This window comes from Saccharothrix sp. BKS2 (assembly GCF_047689505.1).
GTDB classification, from domain to species: Bacteria; Actinomycetota; Actinomycetes; order Mycobacteriales; family Pseudonocardiaceae; genus Actinosynnema; species Actinosynnema lopnurensis.
Map to the genome: position 1 here is coordinate 490,435 of NZ_JAUQOL010000001.1, position 20,578 is coordinate 511,012.

19 protein-coding genes are annotated in these 20,578 nt (G+C 74.6%); 6 read left to right on the forward strand and 13 right to left on the reverse strand.

The genetic code is table 11. From position 1 onward, the window contains the following. Positions 1-4: 4 nt before the first annotated feature. From Q5530_RS01660 to Q5530_RS01685, 6 genes are read right to left on the reverse strand one after another with little or no spacing between them, the layout of a single operon-like run. Entirely contained in the window at positions 5-1,099 is a 1,095-nt protein-coding gene (locus tag Q5530_RS01660) for an MCE family protein (RefSeq protein ID WP_415360200.1), read from the reverse strand. Further along, positions 1,099-2,142, reverse strand: a complete 1,044-nt coding sequence (locus Q5530_RS01665) for an MCE family protein (protein ID WP_415360202.1) — start codon at positions 2,140-2,142, stop codon at positions 1,099-1,101. Before Q5530_RS01665 ends, Q5530_RS01660 begins: the two co-directional genes overlap by 1 nt. A 44-nt stretch (positions 2,143-2,186) precedes the next feature. Beyond that, positions 2,187-3,194, reverse strand: coding sequence for an MCE family protein (locus Q5530_RS01670; RefSeq protein WP_415360204.1), 1,008 nt, complete (start codon positions 3,192-3,194; stop codon positions 2,187-2,189). Further along, positions 3,194-4,162: an MCE family protein gene (locus tag Q5530_RS01675; RefSeq protein WP_415360205.1), complete on the reverse strand. Its 969-nt coding sequence runs from the start codon at positions 4,160-4,162 to the stop codon at positions 3,194-3,196. Before Q5530_RS01675 ends, Q5530_RS01670 begins: the two co-directional genes overlap by 1 nt. Then, on the reverse strand, positions 4,159-5,175 hold the full coding sequence (locus Q5530_RS01680; RefSeq protein WP_380633666.1) for an MCE family protein: 1,017 nt from the start codon (positions 5,173-5,175) through the stop codon (positions 4,159-4,161). Before Q5530_RS01680 ends, Q5530_RS01675 begins: the two co-directional genes overlap by 4 nt. Positions 5,176-5,185: 10 nt before the next feature. After that, a complete protein-coding gene (locus Q5530_RS01685; RefSeq protein WP_415360208.1) occupies positions 5,186-6,271 on the reverse strand; it encodes an MCE family protein in 1,086 nt (361 codons plus the stop codon). A gap of 240 nt (positions 6,272-6,511) precedes the next feature. On the opposite strand from Q5530_RS01685, the gene Q5530_RS01690 reads away from it, so the two are divergent. Further along, complete coding sequence (locus Q5530_RS01690; protein WP_415360210.1) at positions 6,512-7,864, forward strand: helix-turn-helix domain-containing protein; 1,353 nt, start codon at positions 6,512-6,514, stop codon at positions 7,862-7,864. An 817-nt stretch (positions 7,865-8,681) separates the two neighbouring features. Continuing rightward, positions 8,682-9,614, forward strand: a complete 933-nt coding sequence (locus Q5530_RS01695; protein WP_415360212.1) for a DUF6801 domain-containing protein — start codon at positions 8,682-8,684, stop codon at positions 9,612-9,614. Positions 9,615-9,826: 212 nt separating this feature from the next. On the opposite strand, the gene Q5530_RS01700 is transcribed toward Q5530_RS01695, so the two are convergent. Continuing rightward, positions 9,827-10,555 (reverse strand): ANTAR domain-containing protein, encoded by a 729-nt coding sequence (locus Q5530_RS01700; RefSeq protein ID WP_415360213.1) that lies wholly within the window; start codon positions 10,553-10,555, stop codon positions 9,827-9,829. Between the two features lie 56 nt (positions 10,556-10,611). On the opposite strand from Q5530_RS01700, the gene Q5530_RS01705 reads away from it, so the two are divergent. From Q5530_RS01705 to Q5530_RS01715, 3 genes are read left to right on the forward strand one after another with little or no spacing between them, the layout of a single operon-like run. Then, on the forward strand, positions 10,612-11,280 hold the full coding sequence (locus tag Q5530_RS01705; protein WP_415360447.1) for a response regulator transcription factor: 669 nt from the start codon (positions 10,612-10,614) through the stop codon (positions 11,278-11,280). Further along, entirely contained in the window at positions 11,281-12,636 is a 1,356-nt protein-coding gene (locus Q5530_RS01710; RefSeq protein ID WP_415360215.1) for an ATP-binding protein, read from the forward strand. It abuts the gene before it with no gap. Beyond that, entirely contained in the window at positions 12,633-13,544 is a 912-nt protein-coding gene (locus Q5530_RS01715; protein WP_415360217.1) for a TAXI family TRAP transporter solute-binding subunit, read from the forward strand. Before Q5530_RS01710 ends, Q5530_RS01715 begins: the two co-directional genes overlap by 4 nt. Before the next feature lie 55 nt (positions 13,545-13,599). On the opposite strand, the gene Q5530_RS01720 is transcribed toward Q5530_RS01715, so the two are convergent. The 5 genes from Q5530_RS01720 to Q5530_RS01740 form a co-directional block, all read right to left on the reverse strand. Next, a complete protein-coding gene (locus Q5530_RS01720; protein ID WP_380633653.1) occupies positions 13,600-14,565 on the reverse strand; it encodes a VWA domain-containing protein in 966 nt (321 codons plus the stop codon). Then, positions 14,565-15,446: a DUF58 domain-containing protein gene (locus Q5530_RS01725; RefSeq protein ID WP_415360448.1), complete on the reverse strand. Its 882-nt coding sequence runs from the start codon at positions 15,444-15,446 to the stop codon at positions 14,565-14,567. The genes Q5530_RS01720 and Q5530_RS01725 overlap by 1 nt, the downstream gene beginning before the upstream one ends. A 113-nt stretch (positions 15,447-15,559) precedes the next feature. Beyond that, positions 15,560-16,621 (reverse strand): AAA family ATPase, encoded by a 1,062-nt coding sequence (locus Q5530_RS01730; protein ID WP_415360219.1) that lies wholly within the window; start codon positions 16,619-16,621, stop codon positions 15,560-15,562. 87 nt (positions 16,622-16,708) lie between these two features. Further along, on the reverse strand, positions 16,709-17,254 hold the full coding sequence (locus Q5530_RS01735; RefSeq protein WP_415360220.1) for a molybdenum cofactor guanylyltransferase: 546 nt from the start codon (positions 17,252-17,254) through the stop codon (positions 16,709-16,711). 24 nt (positions 17,255-17,278) lie between these two features. Continuing rightward, positions 17,279-18,028, reverse strand: a complete 750-nt coding sequence (locus tag Q5530_RS01740) for an MHYT domain-containing protein (RefSeq protein WP_415360221.1) — start codon at positions 18,026-18,028, stop codon at positions 17,279-17,281. Positions 18,029-18,353: 325 nt separating this feature from the next. Between Q5530_RS01740 and Q5530_RS01745 the strand changes: the two genes are divergently transcribed. Beyond that, positions 18,354-19,100: an ion transporter gene (locus Q5530_RS01745; RefSeq protein WP_415360223.1), complete on the forward strand. Its 747-nt coding sequence runs from the start codon at positions 18,354-18,356 to the stop codon at positions 19,098-19,100. Between the two features lie 48 nt (positions 19,101-19,148). Here Q5530_RS01745 and Q5530_RS01750 read toward each other — a convergent pair whose 3' ends face one another. After that, positions 19,149-20,441 (reverse strand): NlpC/P60 family protein, encoded by a 1,293-nt coding sequence (locus tag Q5530_RS01750; protein ID WP_415360224.1) that lies wholly within the window; start codon positions 20,439-20,441, stop codon positions 19,149-19,151. Positions 20,442-20,578 lie beyond the last annotated feature (137 nt).

Genomic DNA, 20,578 nt, shown 5'->3' on the forward strand with positions numbered 1-20,578 from the left:
GTGGTCAGCGGGGGGCGTGTTGGGAGCCCCGGACGCCCGTGGCCGAGCCGCGCGGCAGGGTACAGCTCGCGCCGGTGTTGAACGGGGCCGGCGCGGTGTCCACACCGGACCGGCGGGTCGTGCCGCCGTAGCCCTCCTCGCACGGTGGCGGCTCGAAGAAGGTCAGGGCCAGGCCGAACGACGCCTGCCCGCCGCCCAGCGCCGACGCACCCACCGACACCGCGTCCGGCACGCTCACCAGCACCTGCTCCAGCTGGCCCTGCCGCGTCGCCAGCACGTCCGCCGTGGTCAGCAGGTTCGCCAGCACCACGCCCAGGTCCGGTCCGGACTCCCGCAGCACCGCGCTCACCTCCGCCGCCGCGCCGGGGGCCGCCGCGATCACCCGCCGCAGGTCGCCGTCCGAGGCGCGCAGCCGCTCGGCCACCAGGGCGGCGTCGGCGGCGAAGGAGTCGATCGCCGCCGAGTGGTCCAGCTGGGTCTGGAGCACGGCGACCGAGTCGTCGAGCAGCCGGGTGGTCTGCGGCAGGTGCGCGGTGGCGGCCGCGATGAACTCGGCCGTCGCGTCGAGCAGCGCCTGGAGGTCGGGCCCGGCCCCCCGCAACGCGGTGTCCAGCTCGTCCACCACGGTCCGCAGCGCGTCCACCGGCACCGACCGCGCCAGGTCGTCCATGCTGGTCAACACCTTCTCCACCGGCGGCGGGAGGGTGGTCCGACCCTTCGGGATCACCGAGCCGTCGCCCAGGTACGGCCCGGTCCCGCCGCGCGGCCGCAGGTCCACGTACTGCTCGCCCACGGCCGACCGGTTGGCGACCACGGCCTCCAGGTCCGCCGGGATCGGCGGCGTGTCCGCGTCGATGCGCAGCTCCGCCTCGACCTGCCCGTCCCCCAGCCGGATCTCGCCGACCCGCCCCACGGGCACGCCCCGGTAGGTCACCTCGCCGCCGCTGAACAGCCCGCCGGTCCGGGCCAGCTCCAGCCGCACCGCGTACCCGTCGTCCAGCACGAGCAGCCCGGCGTACTCCGCGCTCACGTAGCTGACGCCGAGCAGGGCGATGACGGTGAACAGCGCCACCTGCGCCCGGATCCGCCGCGTGACCATCAACGCCCCCCGGGGTCCAGCGTCAGGTACGTGTTGAGGTAGTCGCCCTTGATGCCGTCGAGCACCGCGTCGGTGAACGGGAAGGTCAGCAGCAGCTCCAGCGACTGCGGCAGGTCCTGCCCGGACTCGGCCAGCGTGCGCAGCGTCGGCTCCAGGGCGCGCAGGTCGGCCAGCAGGTCGTCCCGGCTCCGGTCCACCACGTCCACCGCGACGCCCGCCAGGTCGTCCAGCGCGCCCAGCAGCCCGACCAGCTGCCCGCGCTGCTCGTGCAGCACCGCCAACCCGGGTTCCAGCCCGTCCAGCACCTCGCCGAGCTCACCCCGGCGCGCCGAGAGGGTCGCCGCGAGCCGGTCCACCGCGTCCAGCGCCCGGGTGATCTCGCCCCGGTGCTCGTCCAGCGAACCGGTGAACGACTCCACCGCGGACAGCAGCGACCGCGCCGCGGTCTCGTTGCCGGACAGCGCCGTGCCCAGCTCCCGCGAGATGTCCCGGAGCTGCCCGATCCCGCCGCCGTTGAGCAGCATGGACAGCGCGCCGAACACCTCCTCCACCTCCGGGTTGCGGTTGGTCCGCGACACCGGCACCACGGCGCCGTCCACCAGCGGCGCCGCACCGGCGGGGACGCGACCGGCGGGAACGTCGGCGGAGAGGACATCGCCGGAGAGGACGTCGACGGGGACGTCGTCGGGCGGCGCCAGCTCCACGTACTTCTCGCCCAGCAGGCTGGACTGCCGCAGCCGCGCCACCGCGTCCGACGGCAGCAGCACGTCACCGCGCACCGCCACCCGCACGAGCGCGGTCGAGCCGTCCCCGGACAGCTCGATGTCCTCGACCCGGCCCACCGCCACGTCGTCGACCTTCACCGCCGCGTGCGGCACCAGGTCCAGCACGTCGTCGAACTCCACCGTCACCCGGTAGGGCCGGTCGCCCAGGTCCGCGCCGCCGGGCAGCGGCAGGTCGTAGGCGCTGGGGATCGCCGAGCACCCGGTCAGCGCCAGCACCAACCCCAGCGCCGCCCAACGCCCGACCGCACCGGAGCCCACTGCCCCGGACCCCACTGCCCCGGACCCCACCCCACCAGACCCCCTCACCGGGCACCCCCCGGCACGCTCAGCAGGTCGGTCACGAACTCGTCCAGGTTCGCCCGCGCGTTCAGCGTCCCGGTCGACGGGTCGTAGGCCGCGATCACGTTGTGCAGCGCCACCGGCGCCACCTCCAGCACCTCGGCCAGCGACTCGCGCTGCCGCGCCAGGGAACCGGTCAGCACCGCCAGGTCCGCCACCCCGGACCGCACCCGGTCGCGGTTGTCGCGCACGAACGCCCTGACGCCCTCCAGCGCGCCGGCCAGCTCCCCCAGCGCCGCCGCGAGGTCGTCCCGCTCGGCGGCGAAGAACCCGGACACGTCGGCCAGCTGGTCGGCCAGCCGCCCCACCTGCTCGTCGTTCGCGGCCAGCAGCGAGGTGAACGACTGGAGGTGGTCCACGGTGCCGAACAGGTCGTCCCGCGACCCGGCCAGCGTGCGGGCCGCGTCGGCGAGCCGCCGGATCGACTCGTTGACCGCGCCGCCCGTGCCGTCGAGGTTCGCCGCGCCGGTGGTCAGCAGGTCCGACAGCGCGCCCGCGCGGTTGGCGCCGTTCGGGCCCAGCGCGGTCAGCAGCGCGTCCAGGCTCCGGTACAGCTCGTCCAGCTCGACGGTGCCCGCGGTGCGGGCGCTGGGCAGGACCGCGCCGGGCGCGAGCGTGGCGCCCCCGGTGTAGACGGGCGTGAGCTGCACGTACCGGTCGGCCACGACGTCGGGCGCGACCACGACGGCGCGGGCGTCGGCGGGCACGTCCACGCCGTGGTCCAGCTCCAGCTCGACGCGCACCGCCTCGGCCCCGGGCACCACGCCGACCACCTCGCCGACCCGCACGCCGAGCACCCGCACGTCCGACCCCTCGTACACGCCCACGGCAGCGGTGAAGTACGCGGTGATCCGGGTGGTGGCGGGGCGCAGGAACACCCACCACACCGCGGCGGTGGCGACGAGCACCAGCACGAGCCCCTGGGCGAGCGCGACGACGAGCCGCCGCCCGCCCCTGGTCCGGATGAACATCAGCGGCCTCCCGGCGGGCAGTCGCGCCGGTCCTGACCGGGCGTGACGACGAGCCCGCACACGTAGGTGTCGACCCACCGGCCGTTGCCCAGCGAGTTGTTCAGCAGCCGGTAGTAGGGCCCGGCCAGGGCCAGCCCGCGGTCGAACGCCTCCTGGTTGCGCCGCAGCACGTCGGTGACGCGCTCCAGCTGCTCCAGGGCCGGCCCCAGCTGCTCCTGGTTGTCCGCGACCAGGCCGGAGAGCTGCTCGGACAGCGCGCGGGTGCCGTCGAGCAGCCGCGCGATGGCGTCCCGGCGGTGGGCGATCTCCTCCAGCAGCAGGTTGCCGTCGGTGATCAGCGCGGCGAAGTCCTCGTTGCGCTCGGCCAGCACGCCGCTGACCCGGTTCGCGCCCGCCAGCAGCGACGCCAGCTCCTCGTCCCGGGAGGAGACGGTCCGCGACAGCGCGGACAGGCCCTCCAGGGCCTGCTTCACGTGCTGCGGCGAGTCGCGGAAGGTGTCGGACAGCACCTGGAAGCTCTGCGCGAGCTGGTCGGTGTCGATCCGGTCCACCGTGTCCGCCAGGCCGTTGAACGCCTCGACCACGTCGTAGGGCGAGGTGGTGCGCTCCACCGGGATGGGGCCGGTGAGCGGGTCGCGGCCCTCGGGGTCCACCGCCAGGTACTTCTGCCCCAGCAGGGTCTTGATCTTGATCTCGGCGCGGCTGCGGTCGCCCAGCCGCACGCCGGAGACCCGGAACGCCACCCGCACCCGGCCCTCGCGCAGCCCGACCCCGGTCACCTCGCCGACCTTCAGGCCCGCCACGCGCACCTCGTCGTCCACCCGCAGCCCGGCCGCCTCGGTGAAGTCCGCCGCGTGCCGCTCGCCGCCGCCGAAGAAGGGCAGGTCCTCCAGGAAGAAGGTGAGCACGGCGGTCACGGCCACGACCAGGAGCCCCACGGCCCCCAGCAGCACCGGTCTGCGCGTCATCGGCGACACCTCGATTCGGTGACGGGGATGCCCACGGGCGGTCCGCCGGGGGCGGGCTCGGCCTCGGAGGAGGCGAAGCACAGGTAGAAGTTGAGCCAGGAGCCGTAGGACGCGGTGCGGCCGACGGCCTCCAGCTTCACCGGCAGGTTGCGCACGAACGGCTCCAGCTCGGGCGCGCCGCCCAGGGTGCCCGCGAGCAGCCCGAGGTGGGCGATGTCGTCCTTGAGCGGCTGCCGCCCCTGCTCCAGCAGGGACGCGGTGCTCCCGCTCAGCTCGGCCAGGCCGGCGATCGCGTTGCCGATCGGCCGCCGGTCGGCGGCGAACCCGGACACGAGCCGCCGCAGCGAGCCCAGCAGCGAGTCCAGCCGGTCGTCGCGGGAGCCGACCGTCTCCAGCACGGCGTTCAGGTTGGTCACGACCCGGCCGATCACGTCGTCCTTCGCCGCCAGCGCGGTGGTCAGCGACGCGGTGTGGGCGAGCAGGTCCTCCACCGTGCCGCCCTCGCCCTGGAGCACCTGGACGATCTCGTGGGACAGCCGGTTGACGTCGTCCGGGTTCAGCGCCTGGAACAGCGGCTCGAACCCGTTGAACAGGGCGGTCAGGTCGAGCGCCGGCGTGGTGCGCTCGACCGGGATGAGGCCGCCGGGCGGCAGCTCCGCCGCGATCGACCCGGCGGGCTGGTCGAGCGAGACGTACCGCTGGCCGACCAGGTTGCGGTACTTGATCGCGGCGGTGACGCCGGCGGCCAGCGAGCGGTCCCGCGCGACCGAGAACTCCACGTCCACCAGCTCGTCGTCGACCAGCTCCATCGACTCGACCTGGCCGATCTTCACGCCGGACATCCGGACGTCGTCGCCCTCGGCCAGCGCGGTCACGTCGGTGAAGCGCGCGACGTAGCGGTCCCCGTCGCCCACCCGGCTGCCCGCGATGGTCGCGGCCAGGAAACCGGTGGCGGCGACCGTGACGACGACGAACACCAGGAACTTGGTCAGCGGCGCGGCGATCCCCTTCATCGGACACCCCTCATCGGACACCCATGAGCAGGCCCGCCCAGCCGGGCACCCGGTCGGGCGCGACCGCCCGGACGGGGCCGGCCGGGCAGTGCGGCGCGCCGCCCCGGCGGACCACCGGCTCGTCGCGCCCCGGCACGTACTCCCGCCCCGGCGGCACGATGGTGACCCGCGCGTGCACGCCGGGCTGGTCGGTGCCCTTGCCGAGCACCTCGTCCACCCTCGGCCGCAGCGCGTTGACGGCGTTGAGCACGCACGGGAACTCCGGCGAGTAGGTCGCCAGCAGCTCCAGCGAGGACCGCGACCGGTCGGCCAGGTCCACGACCGTCCCGCCGTGGTCGGTCAGGAAGCCGGTCAGGTCGGCCGAGGCCGTGGTCAGGTTCGCGTAGACGGCGTCGAGGTCGGCGCGCTGCTCGGCGACGGTGCGGCTGACCTCGGTGGCGTCCCGCAGCGCCCGGACCAGGTCCGGCCCGGCGTCGGCGTACACGTCGGCCACGTCGGCGAACCTGGTGATGCCCTCCCTGAGCACGGGCAGCTCCGGGTTGAGCTCGCGCAGGTAGGCGTCGAGCCGGACGATGGTGCGCCCCAGGTCCTCGCCGCGGCCGTCGAGCGCGCGGGCCACCGAGGTGAGCGCGGCGGCGAGCTTGTCCGGCCGCACGGCCTGGAGGGTCGGCATCAGGTCGGCGAGCACGCGCTCCAGCTCGATCGCGGTGGACGTGCGGTCCTGCTCGATCACGTCGCCCTCGCCGAGCGCGCCCACCGGGTCCGCGGGCGGCTCCAGGCTGACGAACCGCTCGCCGAACAGCGTCTTGGGCAGCAGGCGCGCGGACACGTTCGCCGGCACGCGGTCCACCAGGTCGGGGTCGAGACCCAGCTCCACCTCGGCGCCGCCGCCGCGGGAGCGGACCGCGCGCACCTCCCCGACCCGCACGCCGAGCAGCTTCACGTCGGACTCGGCCTGGAGCTGGTTGCCGACGTGGTCGGTGCGCAGCAGCACGCCCACCCGGGGTGTGAACGCCTTCCGGTAGGTCGCCACCGACAGGCCGCACAACGCGACCAGCAGGGCCGCGAACAGCAGCCCCAGCACCCGACGCCGCACTACCACGAGTATTCTCCGGGGAGTTTCGGTGAATTGCCGGAACAACATTACCGGCCGGTACGTTACGCATCGCCGCAGTAGCGCACAAGCAATGGTGATCCTTTGTCAAGGCCGTGACAAGAACCTGATCCGGAACACTCACGGGGATACAAAAAGTCCTTCCCGCCCTGGCGCCCCCGCGATCCGTGCGGCTACCAATGTCGTCGGAGCGAAACCCGTCGTCTGGTGAGGGTGAGCAGCATGAACAGAACCCGGGAACTCCCGTCGGCCGAGTTACCACCGATCGGGGACACGCACCTGTGGGAACGGTTGCCGGCCGAACTCGCGCCGAAGTTCCGGGCGCGGGCCGGTGATGTCGCGGTCGACATGGTGCGGGAGATCCAGCACCAGATCGCGGAGTACTCGCAAAAGCTGGAGGGCATGTTCGGCCAGGTGGTGGTCGAGGGCGTGGAGCAGGCGATCCACCAGTTCATCGACCGGATGGTGGACCCGACCGCGGAACGGGAGGACCGCGCGAAGCTGTTCCGGTTGCTGGGCAAGCTGGAGGTGAGCGCGGGGCGGAGCCTGGACCTGCTCCAGACCGCCTACCGGATCGGCGCGCGCGTGGCGTGGCGGCGGATCTCGGAGTTCGGCCAGACCGAGCGGGTGCCGCTGGCCACCATGTGCCTGATCGCGGAGGCGATCTTCGCCTACATCGACGAGCTGTCGCTGCGCTCGATGGAGGGCTACGCCGAGGCGCAGGCCCGGCACGCGGGCGCGCTGGAGCGGCGGCGCAAGCGGCTGCTGGAGCTGATCCTCGGCGAGCCCGGCTACCACCCGAACGCGGTGGCGGAGCTGGCCGAGGCGGCGCGCTGGCCGCTGCCGGACCGGGTGCTCGTGGTGGCCCTGGAGCGGCGCACCGACCAGCACCAGCTGCCGATCCCGGCGCTGCACGAGGACGTCCTGATGGACCTGGAGGGCGGCGAGCCGTGCCTGCTGCTCACCGATCCCGAGCGGCAGCTGGTGGCGCTGGAGCACAAGCTCGGCGGGTGGCGCGCGGCGGTCGGCCCGCTGGTGCCGCTGGGGTCGGCGCGGCAGTCGCTGCGCTGGGCGCGCCGGGCGATCACGCTGATCCAGTCCGGGGTGATCCGGGACCGGCCCATCGTGGACACCACCGAGCACCTGTCCACGCTGCTGCTGCTCGGCGACGAGGACCTGGTGCGCGAGCTGGTCAAGCGGGCGCTGGCGCCGCTGGAGGGGCTGACGCCCAAGCAGCAGCAGCGGATGCTGGAGACGATGACCGCGTGGGTGGAGACCCGGGGCAGCGCGCCGGAGGTCGCGTCGAGCCTCGCGGTGCACCCGCAGACCGTGCGCTACCGCCTGCGGCAGCTGGAGGAGCTGTTCGGGGCGAGGCTGCACGACCCGGACGCATTGTTCGACATGGGCATCGCGCTGCGGGCGCTGCGGCTGCTCACGGGACCGACGGGGTCGGCGGGGCCTGCGGAGCCGGCGGGGCCTGCGGGACCGGTGAGGTCGGCGGGTCCGGTGAGGCCGGCGGGAGGGTCTCCGGGCCCGGCGGGGTCACCGGGAGCTGCGGGACCGCGGTCAGCGTGAGCTCGATCGCGTTGCCCGGACCGGAGATCAGGCCGGTCATCAGCGGGTCCAGCCGCTCCCGGCCCCGGCACCCGTCGAACGCGGGGATCTCGTAGACGCCCTCCAGCACGGTCGCCGCCAGGTCGAAGGGACCCTCGACGTGGAGCGACGCGGGCACGTCGGTCCGGCAGCCCGGCCCGACGTCGAGCGGCTGCCGGTCCACCACCACCTCGGCCAGCCCGATGTCGACCAGGGCGTGGGCCTTGATCTCGCCGGCCTCGATGGTGCCGGTGACCTTGGCCGCCGGGATCAGGTCGGTGCGCGCCGTGGTGGGCACGAAGCCGAAGACGACGAAGTAGCCGGGGGCGGGCGGCAGCCACAGGTCGCCGATGATGGTGCCGTTGACCAGGTCGATGTCGACGACCAGCCGGCCGGGGCCGACGGCGAGGTCGGAGCCGAGCTTGGCGATCCGGGTCACCGCGTCGACCCGGTAGGTGATGGTGATGGTCGTGCCGGGCTGCGCGGCCGCGGCCGCCGCCCCGCCGGCTGCGCGCACCGGGACCCCGCCCGCCGGCCGCGCGGGGGCGGACGCCGGCGCCGCGCCCAGCAGCGCGACGAGCGCGACCAGGAGCGCCGCGATCCTCACCGCCCGCCTCCACCCATTCCCCGAAACTACTTCCGGGAACCGGGCGCGCACAAGCGCGGACAATTTATTTGTCACCCCCGTGACAACTGCCGCAACAGCTTTTGTGGGGAGCGTGAGAATACTTGCCGCGCCTATCCGGTAAAGATACCTTACCCGCCGGTAGGTGTTGTTTCGCGCTTTCGGGGAGGGTTCATGGGATCAAGGCTCCGGGTGGCGGCGCTCGGCCTCTGCGCGGCGGTGGTCGGCGGGTCGGCCCTGCTGGGCGCGGGCGTCGGCAGCGCCGCGACGGCGACCCTCACGCTGGTCTACAGCTGCCCGTTCCCGCTGATCGGCGATCAGGACATGAGCGTGCGGATCGTGGCCGAGGACCTGCCCGGCCCGGACGAGGCGGTGGCCGGGCAGCCGCTGCCGCCGGTCCGGGTGACCGCGACGGCGACCGTGCCGCCGCTGGCCACGCAGGGCCTGGTGCTGGTGGGCGCCGCCACCGTGGAGGGCACGGCGCGGGCGACCACGGTGGTGGACAACGCGGGCACGCAGCTGGAGGTCGTGCCGGAACTGGGCATCGCGAGGACGGACGTGCCGCCGGAGGGTCCGTTCGACACCGTGGCGATCGGCGAGGCCCCGTCGGTGACCCTGCCCCACGAGGGCGACACCACCATCCACGTCGGCGCGTTCGAGGCCACCCTGACCCCGAAGACCGCCACGGGCGAGGACACCGGCCTGGGCACCTTCCCGCTGCCGTGCGTGCTCAAGCCGGACCAGGACACCCTGCTGCACCGGTTCACCGTCCGGCCGGGTGGCGGCACCACGACCACCACCACGACCACCACCACCGACGAGACGACCACCACGACGACCACCAGCGGGACCGGCACGACGACCACGACGGACTCGACCACCACCACGACGGGCGGCACGACCACGGGGACGACGACGTCGGGCACCGACTCGACCACGACCACCGCGACCACCACCACGACCACCGCCCCACCGGCCGCCCCCGGCGGCGGCGGCAGTGGGCTGGCGAGCACGGGCGCCTCGGTGCGCGGCCTGCTGGTCGTGGGCGGCGCGCTCCTGCTCGCGGGCGCGGGCACGGTGTTCCACCTGCGCCGACGCCGAATCTGACCCCGGAACGCGACGGGGGCCGGTCCGCGTGGACCGGCCCCCGTCGCGTTCCGGCCGGGCCGGCGATGGTGGCACCCCGTGTCGCGCGTGCCCCTCCTCGGACCGGAACGGGGAATTCCCACACCGCCCCCCCCGAAAAGGGCGGCGGACCGACCGGACGACAGCTGTGGCGCGCACTCGCGAGTGCGGGAAATCTGTCGGGGAATGGCGGATCAGGGTCTTCGCACGGACGCCAGCAGGTTCCGGGCCACCTCGCGCAGCTTGGTGTTGTGCTGCTGCGACTCGGTCACCAGCCGGGCGAACGCCTCGTCGGCGGAGATCCCGTACGCGCCCATGAGCACGCCCTTGGCCTGGTCGATGTCCCCGCGCGAGACCAGCGCCCGCTGGAGGTGCTCGACCAGCGACCGCGACCGCTCGTACCGGCGGAACGCGGTGATGGCGGCGGACGCGGCGGTGACGAACAGGCGCAGCAGCGCCTCGTCGAACGGGTCGAACGCGTGCTCGTCGGAGCTGTAGATGTTGAGCGCCCCGAGCACGTCCTCCTCCGCCAGGACGATCGGCACCGACAGGTACGCCCGCACGCCCGCGCGCTCGGCCGCGATCGCGAAGTCGGGCCACCGCTCGCGGCCCTCGTGGACCGAGACGCGCACGGGCTTGCGCAGCCGCGTCGCCTCCAGGCACGGCCCGTCGCCCGCCGCGTACTGGTCGGCGTCGACCGAGACCACCTCGTGGTCGGTGGCGGCGGCCGTGATCGGGCCGTCCGGGGTGAGTACCGTGACACCGACGTTCTCCGCCTCGGGGATGACCCGCGCCGCGGACTCGGCCAGCTGCTGGAGCACGTCCTCCAGCGACTGGTCGTCGGCCAGGACGCCCGCCAGCTCCTCCAGGGCCTCGCTCGCCTCGTCCAAGAGGGCGGCCGGGGCGTGCTCGTCGATGCTCACAGGGATTGTTTACACCTCAAACGCGATAATCGCCTCAACCTGAGGGGGTGGCCACGGTGCGGGTGCTGCTGGTCGAGGACGACGACGGCGTGGCCGACGCGCTGGTGCAGGCGTTGGAGGAGAACGACCACCGACCCGGTCGGGTGACGCGCGGCACTGACGCGCTGCTCACCCACCGGGAGTACGACCTGCTGCTGCTCGACCTGGGCCTGCCCGACATCGACGGGCTGGAGGTGCTGCGCAAGGTGCGCCGGGTGTCGGCGGTGCCGGTGCTGGTGCTCACCGCGCGCGGCGACGAGCGGTCGATCGTGCGCGGGCTCCGCCTGGGCGCGGACGACTACCTCGTCAAGCCGGTCCGCCTGGGCGAGCTGCTGGCCCGGATGGACGCGGTGGCCCGCCGCAGCGCCGCCCTCACCGGGCCCGCGGACCGCGCGGTGCGCGTGGGCGACGTGGAGATCGACCTGGAGGGCAGGCGGGTCGTCGTGGCGGGCGCCGAGGTCGCGCTGACCACCAAGGAGTTCGACGTGCTGGCCGTGCTGGCGAGCCGCGCGGGCACCGCGGTGAGCCGCCAGCAGCTCATGGACGAGGTGTGGGGCGACGCCTACCTGGCCGTGTCGCGGGCGCTGGACGTGCACCTGGCGGGGTTGCGCGCCAAACTCGGCCGGCCGGGCCTGATCACCACCATCCGGGGCTTCGGCTACCGGCTGGCCGCGGACGGGGCGTAGGTGCGCCGCCGGCTGCTGGTCGTGCTGCTGCTGTTCTCCGCCGCCGCGGTGGCCGGCTTCGCCGTGCCGCTGCTGTCGGCCACGGCCGCCGAGCGCACGCAGCGGTTCGCGCTCAGCCGCACCGCCGACCTCGACCGGTTCACCGCGCTCGCGCAGCAGGCCGAGGGCGCCGGGGACAGCACCGCCCTGGAGGACGAGGTCGCCGCCTACTTCGAGCTCTACGGCGAACCGGTCGTGGTGGTGGACGCCCGCCGCGAGGCGGTGGCGCGGGCGGGCCTGGACGCGGACGACCCGGCGCTCGCGCCGGACCTGGACGCCGCGCTGCGCAACCAGCCGGTCCGGGCGGTGCCGACGGTGACGCCGTGGTCGTCCGGGCACGTGGTGTTCGCCCGCCCGGTCGGCACGGGCACCCGGGTGGCGGGCGCGGTGGTGCTGTGGGCGTCGGTGGACCGGGCCGCGGCGGACGTGGCCGAGGGGTGGCTGTGGGTGCTGGGCGGCGCGCTGGCCGCGGGCCTGGTCTCGGTGCTGCTGGCGGTGGCCGCGGCGCGGTGGCTGCTCAAGCCGTTGGCGGAGCTGGCGATCGGGGTGCGGGCGGTGGCCGCGGGCGAGCGGCGGGCCCACGTGCCGGGCAGCAGCGGGCCGCCGGAGGTGCGGGAGCTGTCCGAGTCGTTCAACCGGATGTCCGACGCCGTCACCGAGGCCGCCGACCAGCAGCGGCGGTTGATCGCGGACACCTCGCACCAGCTGCGCAACCCGATGGCGGCGCTGCGGCTGCGCGTGGACTCGCTGCGCGACCAGGTGCGGCCCGGCGGGCGGCGCGCCTACCTGGCGGGGGTGGCCGAGATCGAGCGGCTGGAGTCCCTGCTGGACGGCCTGCTCGCGCTCGCCTCGGCGGAGAGCGCCGCGACCGAGGCGGCGGCGGGCGGGCACGAGCCCGACCTGACCGACCTGGGCGCGGTCGTGGTGGACCGCACCGGGTTCTGGCAGGTGCCGGTGCCCGCCGGGCCCGTGCCCGCGGTGCTGGTGCGCTGCCCCGAGTCGGCGCTGGCGCAGGTGCTGGACGTGCTGCTGGACAACGCGGTCAAGTACGGCGGCGCGGTCCGGGTGGAGCTGGGCGCGGACCGGTCGGCGGGCACCGGCTGGGTCGAGGTGCGCGACGACGGGCCGGGGCTCGACGAGCGGGAGCTGGCGCTGGCCACCTCGCGGTTCTGGCGGGGCCGCTCCGACCGGCCCGGCACCGGCCTCGGCCTGGCGATCGCCGACCAGCTGGTGCGGGCGTGGCAGGGCAGGCTGGTGCTGACCTCGCCCGCCGGCCTGACCGCCCGGGTGGAGTTCCCCCTGGAGCCGCTGCTGTGAGCCCCCGCCCGGTCACCCGCCGCTCGTTCCTGCTGGGCCTGCTCGCCACCGGCGCGGCGGTCAGCGGCTGCACGGGCGGTGAGCCGTCCGATGAGCTGGTCATCGCCGCCGGCGAGCACGGCGGCTTCTACTTCGACTTCGCCACCCTGCTCGCGGCCCGGCTGGGCGGGCTGCGGGCCCACCCGCTGGAGACCGAGGGCAGCAGGCAGAACCTGGAGCTGCTGGGCACCGGCGGCGCGCGGGTCGCGCTGGCGCTGGCGGACTCCGCGCGGGCGGCCGACCCGGCGCTGGAGCTGCGCGCCCTGGGCCGCGTCTACGAGAACTACCTCCAGCTCGTGGTGCGGGCCGACGACCCGGCCCGGCGGGCCGCCGACCTGGCCGGGCGGACGGTGTCGCTGGGCGCGCGGGGCTCGGGCGCGGCGCTGTCCGGCGAGCGGATGCTGGCCGCGCTGGGCCTGCGCGACGTCCGGGTCGAGCACCACCGGCTGGAGGACGCGGCGCCCGCGCTGGCGGCGGGCCGGGTCGACGCCCTGCTGTGGTCGGGCGGCGTGCCGACGCCCCGGCTGGCCGAGCTGGGCGGCATCCGCCTGCTGCCGCTGGCCGAGCTGGTGCCCGCGCTGCGCCGGGCGCACGGCTCGGTCTACGAGCAGGTCCCGGTGCCGGTCGACGTCTACGGGGCCAACCGCGAGGTGCCCACGATCGGCGTGGCGAACCTGCTGGTGTGCCGGGCGGGGCTGCCGGACGCGGTGGCCGGCGGGATCACCCGCACGCTGGTCTCCCGCGCCGCCGAACTGGTGCCGGCGCAGGCGCTGGGCACCCAGTACCTCGACGTGCGCAGCCTCATCGGAACGGCGGGGCTGCCGCTGCACCCCGGCGCCGCCGCCGCGTACCGCGACCTGCACGGCTGAGGAGGGGTGGGTGGCCGGGTCGCCCGGTGATCCGCCACCGGGCGACCCGGCCGGTTCAGGGGAGGCGCTGCCCGAACAGCAGCGCCCCGGCGACCGCGAGGAGCCCCAGCACGGTGCCGAGGGCCACCCACGGCCGTGAGGCGTCGGCCTGCTTCTTCTCGTAGCCGATCTGCTCGCCCAGCGTGTCGTACACGCGCCGCAGCTCCTCGGCGCTGGCCGCCTTGAAGAACTCGCCGCCGGACAGCTCGGCGATCTCCCTCATGGAGTCGTCGTCCACCGGCACCTCCTGGGACCGGCCCTCGATCTCGACCACGCCGTCCTCGGTGCCGAAGGAGATGGTGGAGATCGGCACGCCCGCCTTCTTCGCGTCGTCCGCCGCGTCGAACGCCTTGCGCGTGCCCACGGTCTCCTTGCCGTCGGTCATCAGCACGACCCGCGCGGGCGGCGGGCCGTCCGCGCCGCCGACGATCTTGCCGAACGAGTCGATCGCCGCCAGCGCCGCCACGATCGCGTCACCGGTCGCGGTCGACTGGGCGAGCTTGAGCCCGTCGATGCCCGACTTGACCGCCTCCCGGTCGGTGGTCGGCGCGACCATCACTGTGGCCGACCCGGCGAAGGAGATCAGGCCCAGGTTGATGCCCGGGGTGAGCCCGTCGGCGAACGACTTGGCCGCCACCTGCGCGGCGTCCAGGCGGGAGGGCTTGACGTCGGTGGCCTTCATCGACAGCGACGTGTCGATCACCAGCATCACGGTGGCCCGGTTGCGCGGCACCTTCTGCTCCGCGGTCGGCCCGGCCAGCGCCACGGTCAGCAGCACGAACGCGACCATCAGCAGCGCCGCGGGCACGTGCCGGTACCAGCCCTGCTTCTTGGGCGCGACCTTCTCCAGCATCGGCAGGTTGGCGAACCGCAGCGTCCGCCGGCGCAGCACCCGCTGCACGACCACGTAGGCGGCGGCCAGCCCGGCCACCGCGATCAGCAGCAGGAACCACCACGGCGCGGTGAAGCCCGACAGGCTCATCAGGCCACACCTCCCGACCAGCGGCGCTTGCGGGCGACCACGAAGCGCACCGTGTCGGCGATCCAGTCCGAGTCGGTGCGCAGCACCAGGTGCCCCGCACCGGCGCGCCGCAAACCGGCGGCCACCTCGGCGCGGTGCTCGGCGGCCGCGGCGGCGAACTCGCGGCGCAGCAGCGGCGAGGCCACCACCTCCCGCTGCCGGCCCGACTCCGGGTCGGCCAGCACGACCGTGCCCACCTCCGGCAGGTCGATGTCGCGCGGGTCGACCACCTCGACCGCGACCAGGTCGTGCCGGGCGGACAGGGCCCGCAGCGGGCGCTGCCAGTCCGTGCCGCCGAGGAAGTCCGAGATCACCACGACCAGGCCGCGGCGGCGCGGCGGGCGGCGCAGCTGCTCGACCACCTCGGTCAGCGAGCCCCGGGTGCCCTCGGGCGCGCGGGGCGTCTCCGCGACCCGCCGGATCAGGCCGCGCGAGTGCGCCAGGCCGCCGCGGGCGGGGATGCGGACGAGCCGTTCGCCGGTGGAGACCAGGGCACCGATGCGGTTGCCGCCGCCGCCCGTCAGGTGGGCCACGGCGGCGGTCGCGGCGACCGCCAGGTCGCGCTTCTCGCACGCGGCCGTGCCGAAGTCCAGGCTCGGGGACAGGTCGATCGCCAGCCACGTCTCCAGCTCGCGGTCGGCGACCGTCTCGCGGATGTGCGCCACGGTGGTGCGGGCGGTGACCGCCCAGTCCATCCGCCGCACGTCGTCGCCCGGCTGGTAGGGCCGGGCCTCGCCGGGCTCGGACCCCGGGCCGGGGACCAGGCCCAGGTGGTTGCCCTGGAGCAGGCCGTCGAGCCGGCGGCGGACGTCCAGTTCGAGGGTGCGCAGCGCCGCTTCCATGCGACCGCCGTGCAGCGAGGGCGGCGCCCAGTGCGGCCGGTCGCCCGGGGTCTCGCCCCCGGGGTCGACCGCGGCGGCGGTGTCGGCGGGTCCCACGACGTCGTCGGACCCGGTCACGGCCTGCCCGCGGGCTGCGCGCCCGTGGGTTGCGCGCCCGTGTGCTGGGGCACCGACGGCCGCGCGGACACCTGCGGCAGCGGCACGGTCTGGAGCACGCGGGTGATGATGTGGTCCAGCGGCACGCCGTCGGCCAGCGCGTCGTAGGACAGCACGAGCCGGTGGCGCAGCACGTCCGGCACCACGTCCACGACGTCCTGCGGCAGCACGTAGTCGCGACCGCGCACCAGCGCCAGGGCGCGGGCGGCGGCGATGATGCCGAGGCTGGCGCGCGGCGAGGCGCCGTAGGCGACCCACCCGGCCACGTCGGTGAGCTGGTGCTCCTTGGGCGCGCGGGTGGCGATCACCAGCCGCACCACGTAGTCGACCAGCGCGTGGTGCACGAAGACGCGGGAGGCCACGCCCTGGAGGCGGACCAGCTCCTCGGGGCCGAGCACCTGTGCGGGCACCGGGGGCTCGACGCCCATCCGGTAGACGATCTCCCGCTCCTCCTCGGCCGTGGGGTACTCGACCTGGATCTTGAACAGGAACCGGTCGCGCTGGGCCTCGGGCAGCGGGTAGACGCCCTCGTTCTCGATCGGGTTCTGGGTGGCCAGCACCAGGAACGGGTCGGGCATCGGGAAGGTCCGGCCGCCGATGGACACGTGCCGCTCGGCCATGACCTCCAGCATCGCGGACTGCACCTTGGCGGGCGCGCGGTTGATCTCGTCGGCGAGCACGAAGTTCGCCACCACCGGGCCCAGCTCCACGTCGAAGCTCTCGCTGGCCTGGCGGTAGATGCGGGTGCCGAGGATGTCGGCCGGCACCAGGTCGGGGGTGAACTGCACGCGCGAGAAGGAGCCGCCCACGACGGTGGCGAAGGTCTCCACGGCCAGCGTCTTGGCCACGCCGGGCACGCCCTCCAGCAGCAGGTGGCCCTTCGCGAGCAGACCGACGAGCATCCGCTCGACCAGCCTGTCCTGCCCGACGATCACCCGCTTGACCTCGAACACGGTGCGTTCGAGCAACTGGGCGTCACGAGCCGGCGTGTGGGGAGCCTCGGCGGCGGGCTCGGACAAAGGTCCTCCTCGACAAAATCGCGCGATCGTGACCAAGTCTCCCCTGAGGACGGTGTGGACCCTGTGAAGGGTGGCCCGTGCGGGGTTTCAGAGGTCCGCGGGCGTGTCGACGTCCCTCGCCTCGCCCGGCAGGGCGGGGACCAGGACGGGGTCGAGCGGGCCGAGCGCGGACCTCGCCGAGGCGTCGCGCGGGTCGGCGGGCAGGGCCGCGCGCAGCCGGTCCGCGCGCCACGCGCCGGTCAGCCACTGGGGCCTGCCGCCGGCGTCCACGAGCACCGCGCCGGTGTCGCCGACCGAGGCCAGCAGCCGGTCCACCGTGGCCCGGGTGACGCCCGGCTGGTCCACCGCCAGCACCACCACGAGGTCGGTCGTCACCCACCGCAGGCCCGCGGCGAGGCCGGCCAGCGGTCCGCCGCCGGGCGGGTCCTCCCGGGCCCAGCGCACCCCGGGCACGTCCCGCCGCGGCCCGACGACCACGGCCCGGCCGGGGCCGCCGACCGCCTCCAGCACGCGGTCGAGCAGCGTGCGCCCGTCGACCACGAGCAGCGCCTTGTCCACGCCGCCCAGCCTGCTGCCCCGGCCGCCCGCGAGCACCACGGCCGAGCTGCCCTCACCCGCGTCGGCTGCCCCCACGGGCCCAGGCTAGGCGGAACCCGGTCACGCGGGCTCGCCGACCGCGTCGTCACCGGTGGTGAACAGCATCCACAGCAGCACCGCCACCACCAGGCCGCTGATCACGAACACGGGGAACACCAGGTCGAACACGGTGGTGCCCGCCGCGGCGGGCAGGCTCTCGTCACCGATGACCCGCACCGCGGCCATGCCCGTGTAGTGCATGCCGGTGACCGCCACGCCCATGATCAACCCGGCCGCGACGCTCGCCGCGGGCGTGCGGACCACCAGGGTGAACCAGAAGGCGGCGGTCGCCGCGACGACCGCGATCACGCAGGAGGCCACCACCAGCGACGGCTCGTAGGCGATCTCGCCCTTGAACCGGATCGCCGACATGCCCAGGTAGTGCATCCCGGCCACGCCGAGCCCGGCCAGCACGCCCGCGAGCAGCAGGCGCATCCGGGTGAAGCGGAACAGGGTGACCAGCGACAGGCCGCCGCCGACCACGACGACCGCCACCACCGCGGACAGCGCGGTCAGCGGCGCGGAGTACTTGACCGCGGTGCCCGGGATCTCGAAGCCGAGCATGGCGATGAAGTGCATCAGCCAGATGGCGATGCCCCCGATGGCGAGCGCGCCGAACGCGGTCCAGCGGACCTTGGCGGGTCTGTGGCGCTCGCCGCCCGCGCGGGCCATGCACGCGAGGCCGATCAGCGAGCCGGTGACGGCGACGACGTAGGCGATGACGAGGGTGGAGAGGCCGGCGGAGAAGTGGTTCATGGTGTCGTGGTTCACCCGAGGTTAGTAACCGAAGGTGAGCACCTCTCACCAGATCAGCCCAGCTCAATTCATCGATTTGAGATACATTCGCCTTGTTTCTCTACTGAGAGTAGTCAAACGCACGCGCACCGGGCCATCCGGGCGACCCACGCGGACGGCACGTCACCCGCCCCGTCGCCCCGACGCCCGGTCCCGCCCCGCGTCCGGGTGACCCGACCCTCGTCCGGGTGAACCGGCTCAAGCCAGCCACCCGGTGCGCCGATACGCACGGTGCCCACCGACCGGCCGAGGTGCACGAGGGGTTTTCCGAATGGTTCTGCGCGACCGCGTTCGCTCCGTCGTGGACGGCACGCGTTTCCAACGGGTGGTCGTCGCCGTGATCGTGATCAACGCCGTCGTGCTCGGCTGCGAGACGTCGACCGCCCTGACCACCGCGCACGGCGACCTGCTGACCGCGCTGGACCGCGCCGCCCTGGCGTTCTTCGCGGTGGAGCTGGCCGCCCGGCTGTACGCGCACCGGGCGCGCTTCTTCCGCGACCCGTGGAACGTGTTCGACCTGCTGGTGGTCGGCGTCTCGCTGTTCCCGGCCGCCGGGCCGCTGACGGTGGTGCGGTCCCTGCGGGTGCTGCGCGCCCTGCGGCTGATCGCGGTGGTGCCCAGCATGCGCCGCGTGGTCACCGCCCTGGTCAGGTCGATCCCGGGCCTGCTGTCCCTGACCGGCCTGCTCGTGCTGGTGCTGTACGTGGGCAGCGTGGTGGCGGTGAACCTGTTCCGGGCGAGCGGCGACCCGAGGTTCGCGGACCTGGGCGCGACCGTGCTGACCCTGTTCCAGATCACCACCGGCGACGGGTGGTCGGACGTGATGCGGGACCTGATGGTCACCCACCCGCTGGCGTGGCTCTTCTTCCTGGCCTACCTGCTGGTCGGGACGTTCACCATGCTCAACCTGTTCATCGCGGTGGTGTGCAGCGCGATGGAGTCGGGGGCGCCGCGCCCCGCGCCGGACCAGGTGCTGCTGGAGGAGGTCCGGGCGCTGCGGGAGGAGGTCCGGGCCCTGGGGCTGGCCCCCGTGGGCGACCGCCGCTGACCGCACCGGACCGGACCACACCGGACCGCACCGCACCCGACCCCGGGCCTACAGCAGGCGGGTGACGTAGGGCAGGACACCGCCGTAGCGGACGGGGGCGACGCGGACGTGCGAGCCCGAGTACGGCGCCTCGACCATCATCCCGCCACCCAGGTAGAGGGCGACGTGCGTGCCGCCCCCCGGCCCCCAGAACAGCAGGTCACCGCGCCGGGCCTGGGACAGCGGCACCTTGCGGCCCGCGTTGTGCTGGTAGCCGCTGTAGTGGGGCAGGTGGACGCCGACGCCCGCGAACGCGTACATCATCAGCCCCGAGCAGTCGAAGCCGACGGTGTAGTAGTCGCCGTACGAGTCGCCCACGCCCCAGTCGCGGATGCCGACCGTGGGACCGTCGTAGTTGCCGCCGCCCCACGAGTAGCGCACGCCCAGCTGCCGCAGGGCCCGCTCGACGACGATCTCCACCCGGTTGCCCACGGGCCCGGCGACGGGTCGGGCGGGCACGGGCGGCCTCGCGACCGCCTGCTGCGCGGCCAGGGCGGCGGCCTCCTCCTCGCGCCGCTTGTCCGCCAGCCACCGGTCGTACTGGGCGCGCTGCGCCTCCATGCCCTCGACGGTGCTGCGCGCCCGGTCCAGCTCGCCCTCGACGCGGGCCTTGTCCTCCTGGATCGCCCGCGCCTCCGACGCCTGGTCCTGCTGGGCGCGCTGGGCGGTGATCCGCGCCGAGTCGGCGTCGGCCGCGGCCCGGTCGGCCGCGGCCCGCTTCTCGTCGGCCAGGGCGAGCGCGGCGCGGGCGGCGGCGTTCTTGTTCGCCCCCTCCGCCCTGGTGCGCTCGACGTCGTCCATGGCGTCCAGGCTGGAGTCGCCGACGGCGCCCAGCAGCTGCGCGCGGGCCAGCAGGTCCTGCGGGCTGGACGCGCCCAGGTAGGCCGACAGCGACCCGACGGTGCTGCCCTGCCGGAAGCTGGCGGCGGCGAACTCGTCCAGCCGGTCCCGCGCGTCCTCGACGGCCCGCGCCGCGGCGGCGGCCTCGACCTGGGCGGCCTCCGCCTCGCGCCGCGCGCCGTCGGCCTCGCGCCGGGCCGCCTCCAGGTCGACCCTCGCCTTGTTGGCCAGCTCCATGGTGAACGCGACGTCGTCGGTCAGGTGCTGGAGGCGGGCCTCGGCCTCGGCCAGCGCGCCGGTCAGCTCACCGACCCGGGCGGCCTTGGCGTCGACCTCCTGCCGGCCCGCGCCGATCTCCGCGTCACCGGGGTTGGGCGGTGGCGGCGGCGCGGCGGCCCCCGGACCCGCCAGGCCGACCACCGCGGACAGCGCGACCACCACCGAGAGCGCCCACCGAACCACGACACCCGCCTCCCCGCCGTTCGGACCATCGGCGTTGCGCCGAACGGCCCACCGGTCTCACGGGGTGCACTGTGCCACTGGCGCCACAGGCTTTCCAGTCGAACCAGGGCGAACATCAGCCACACGGGTAACAGCGG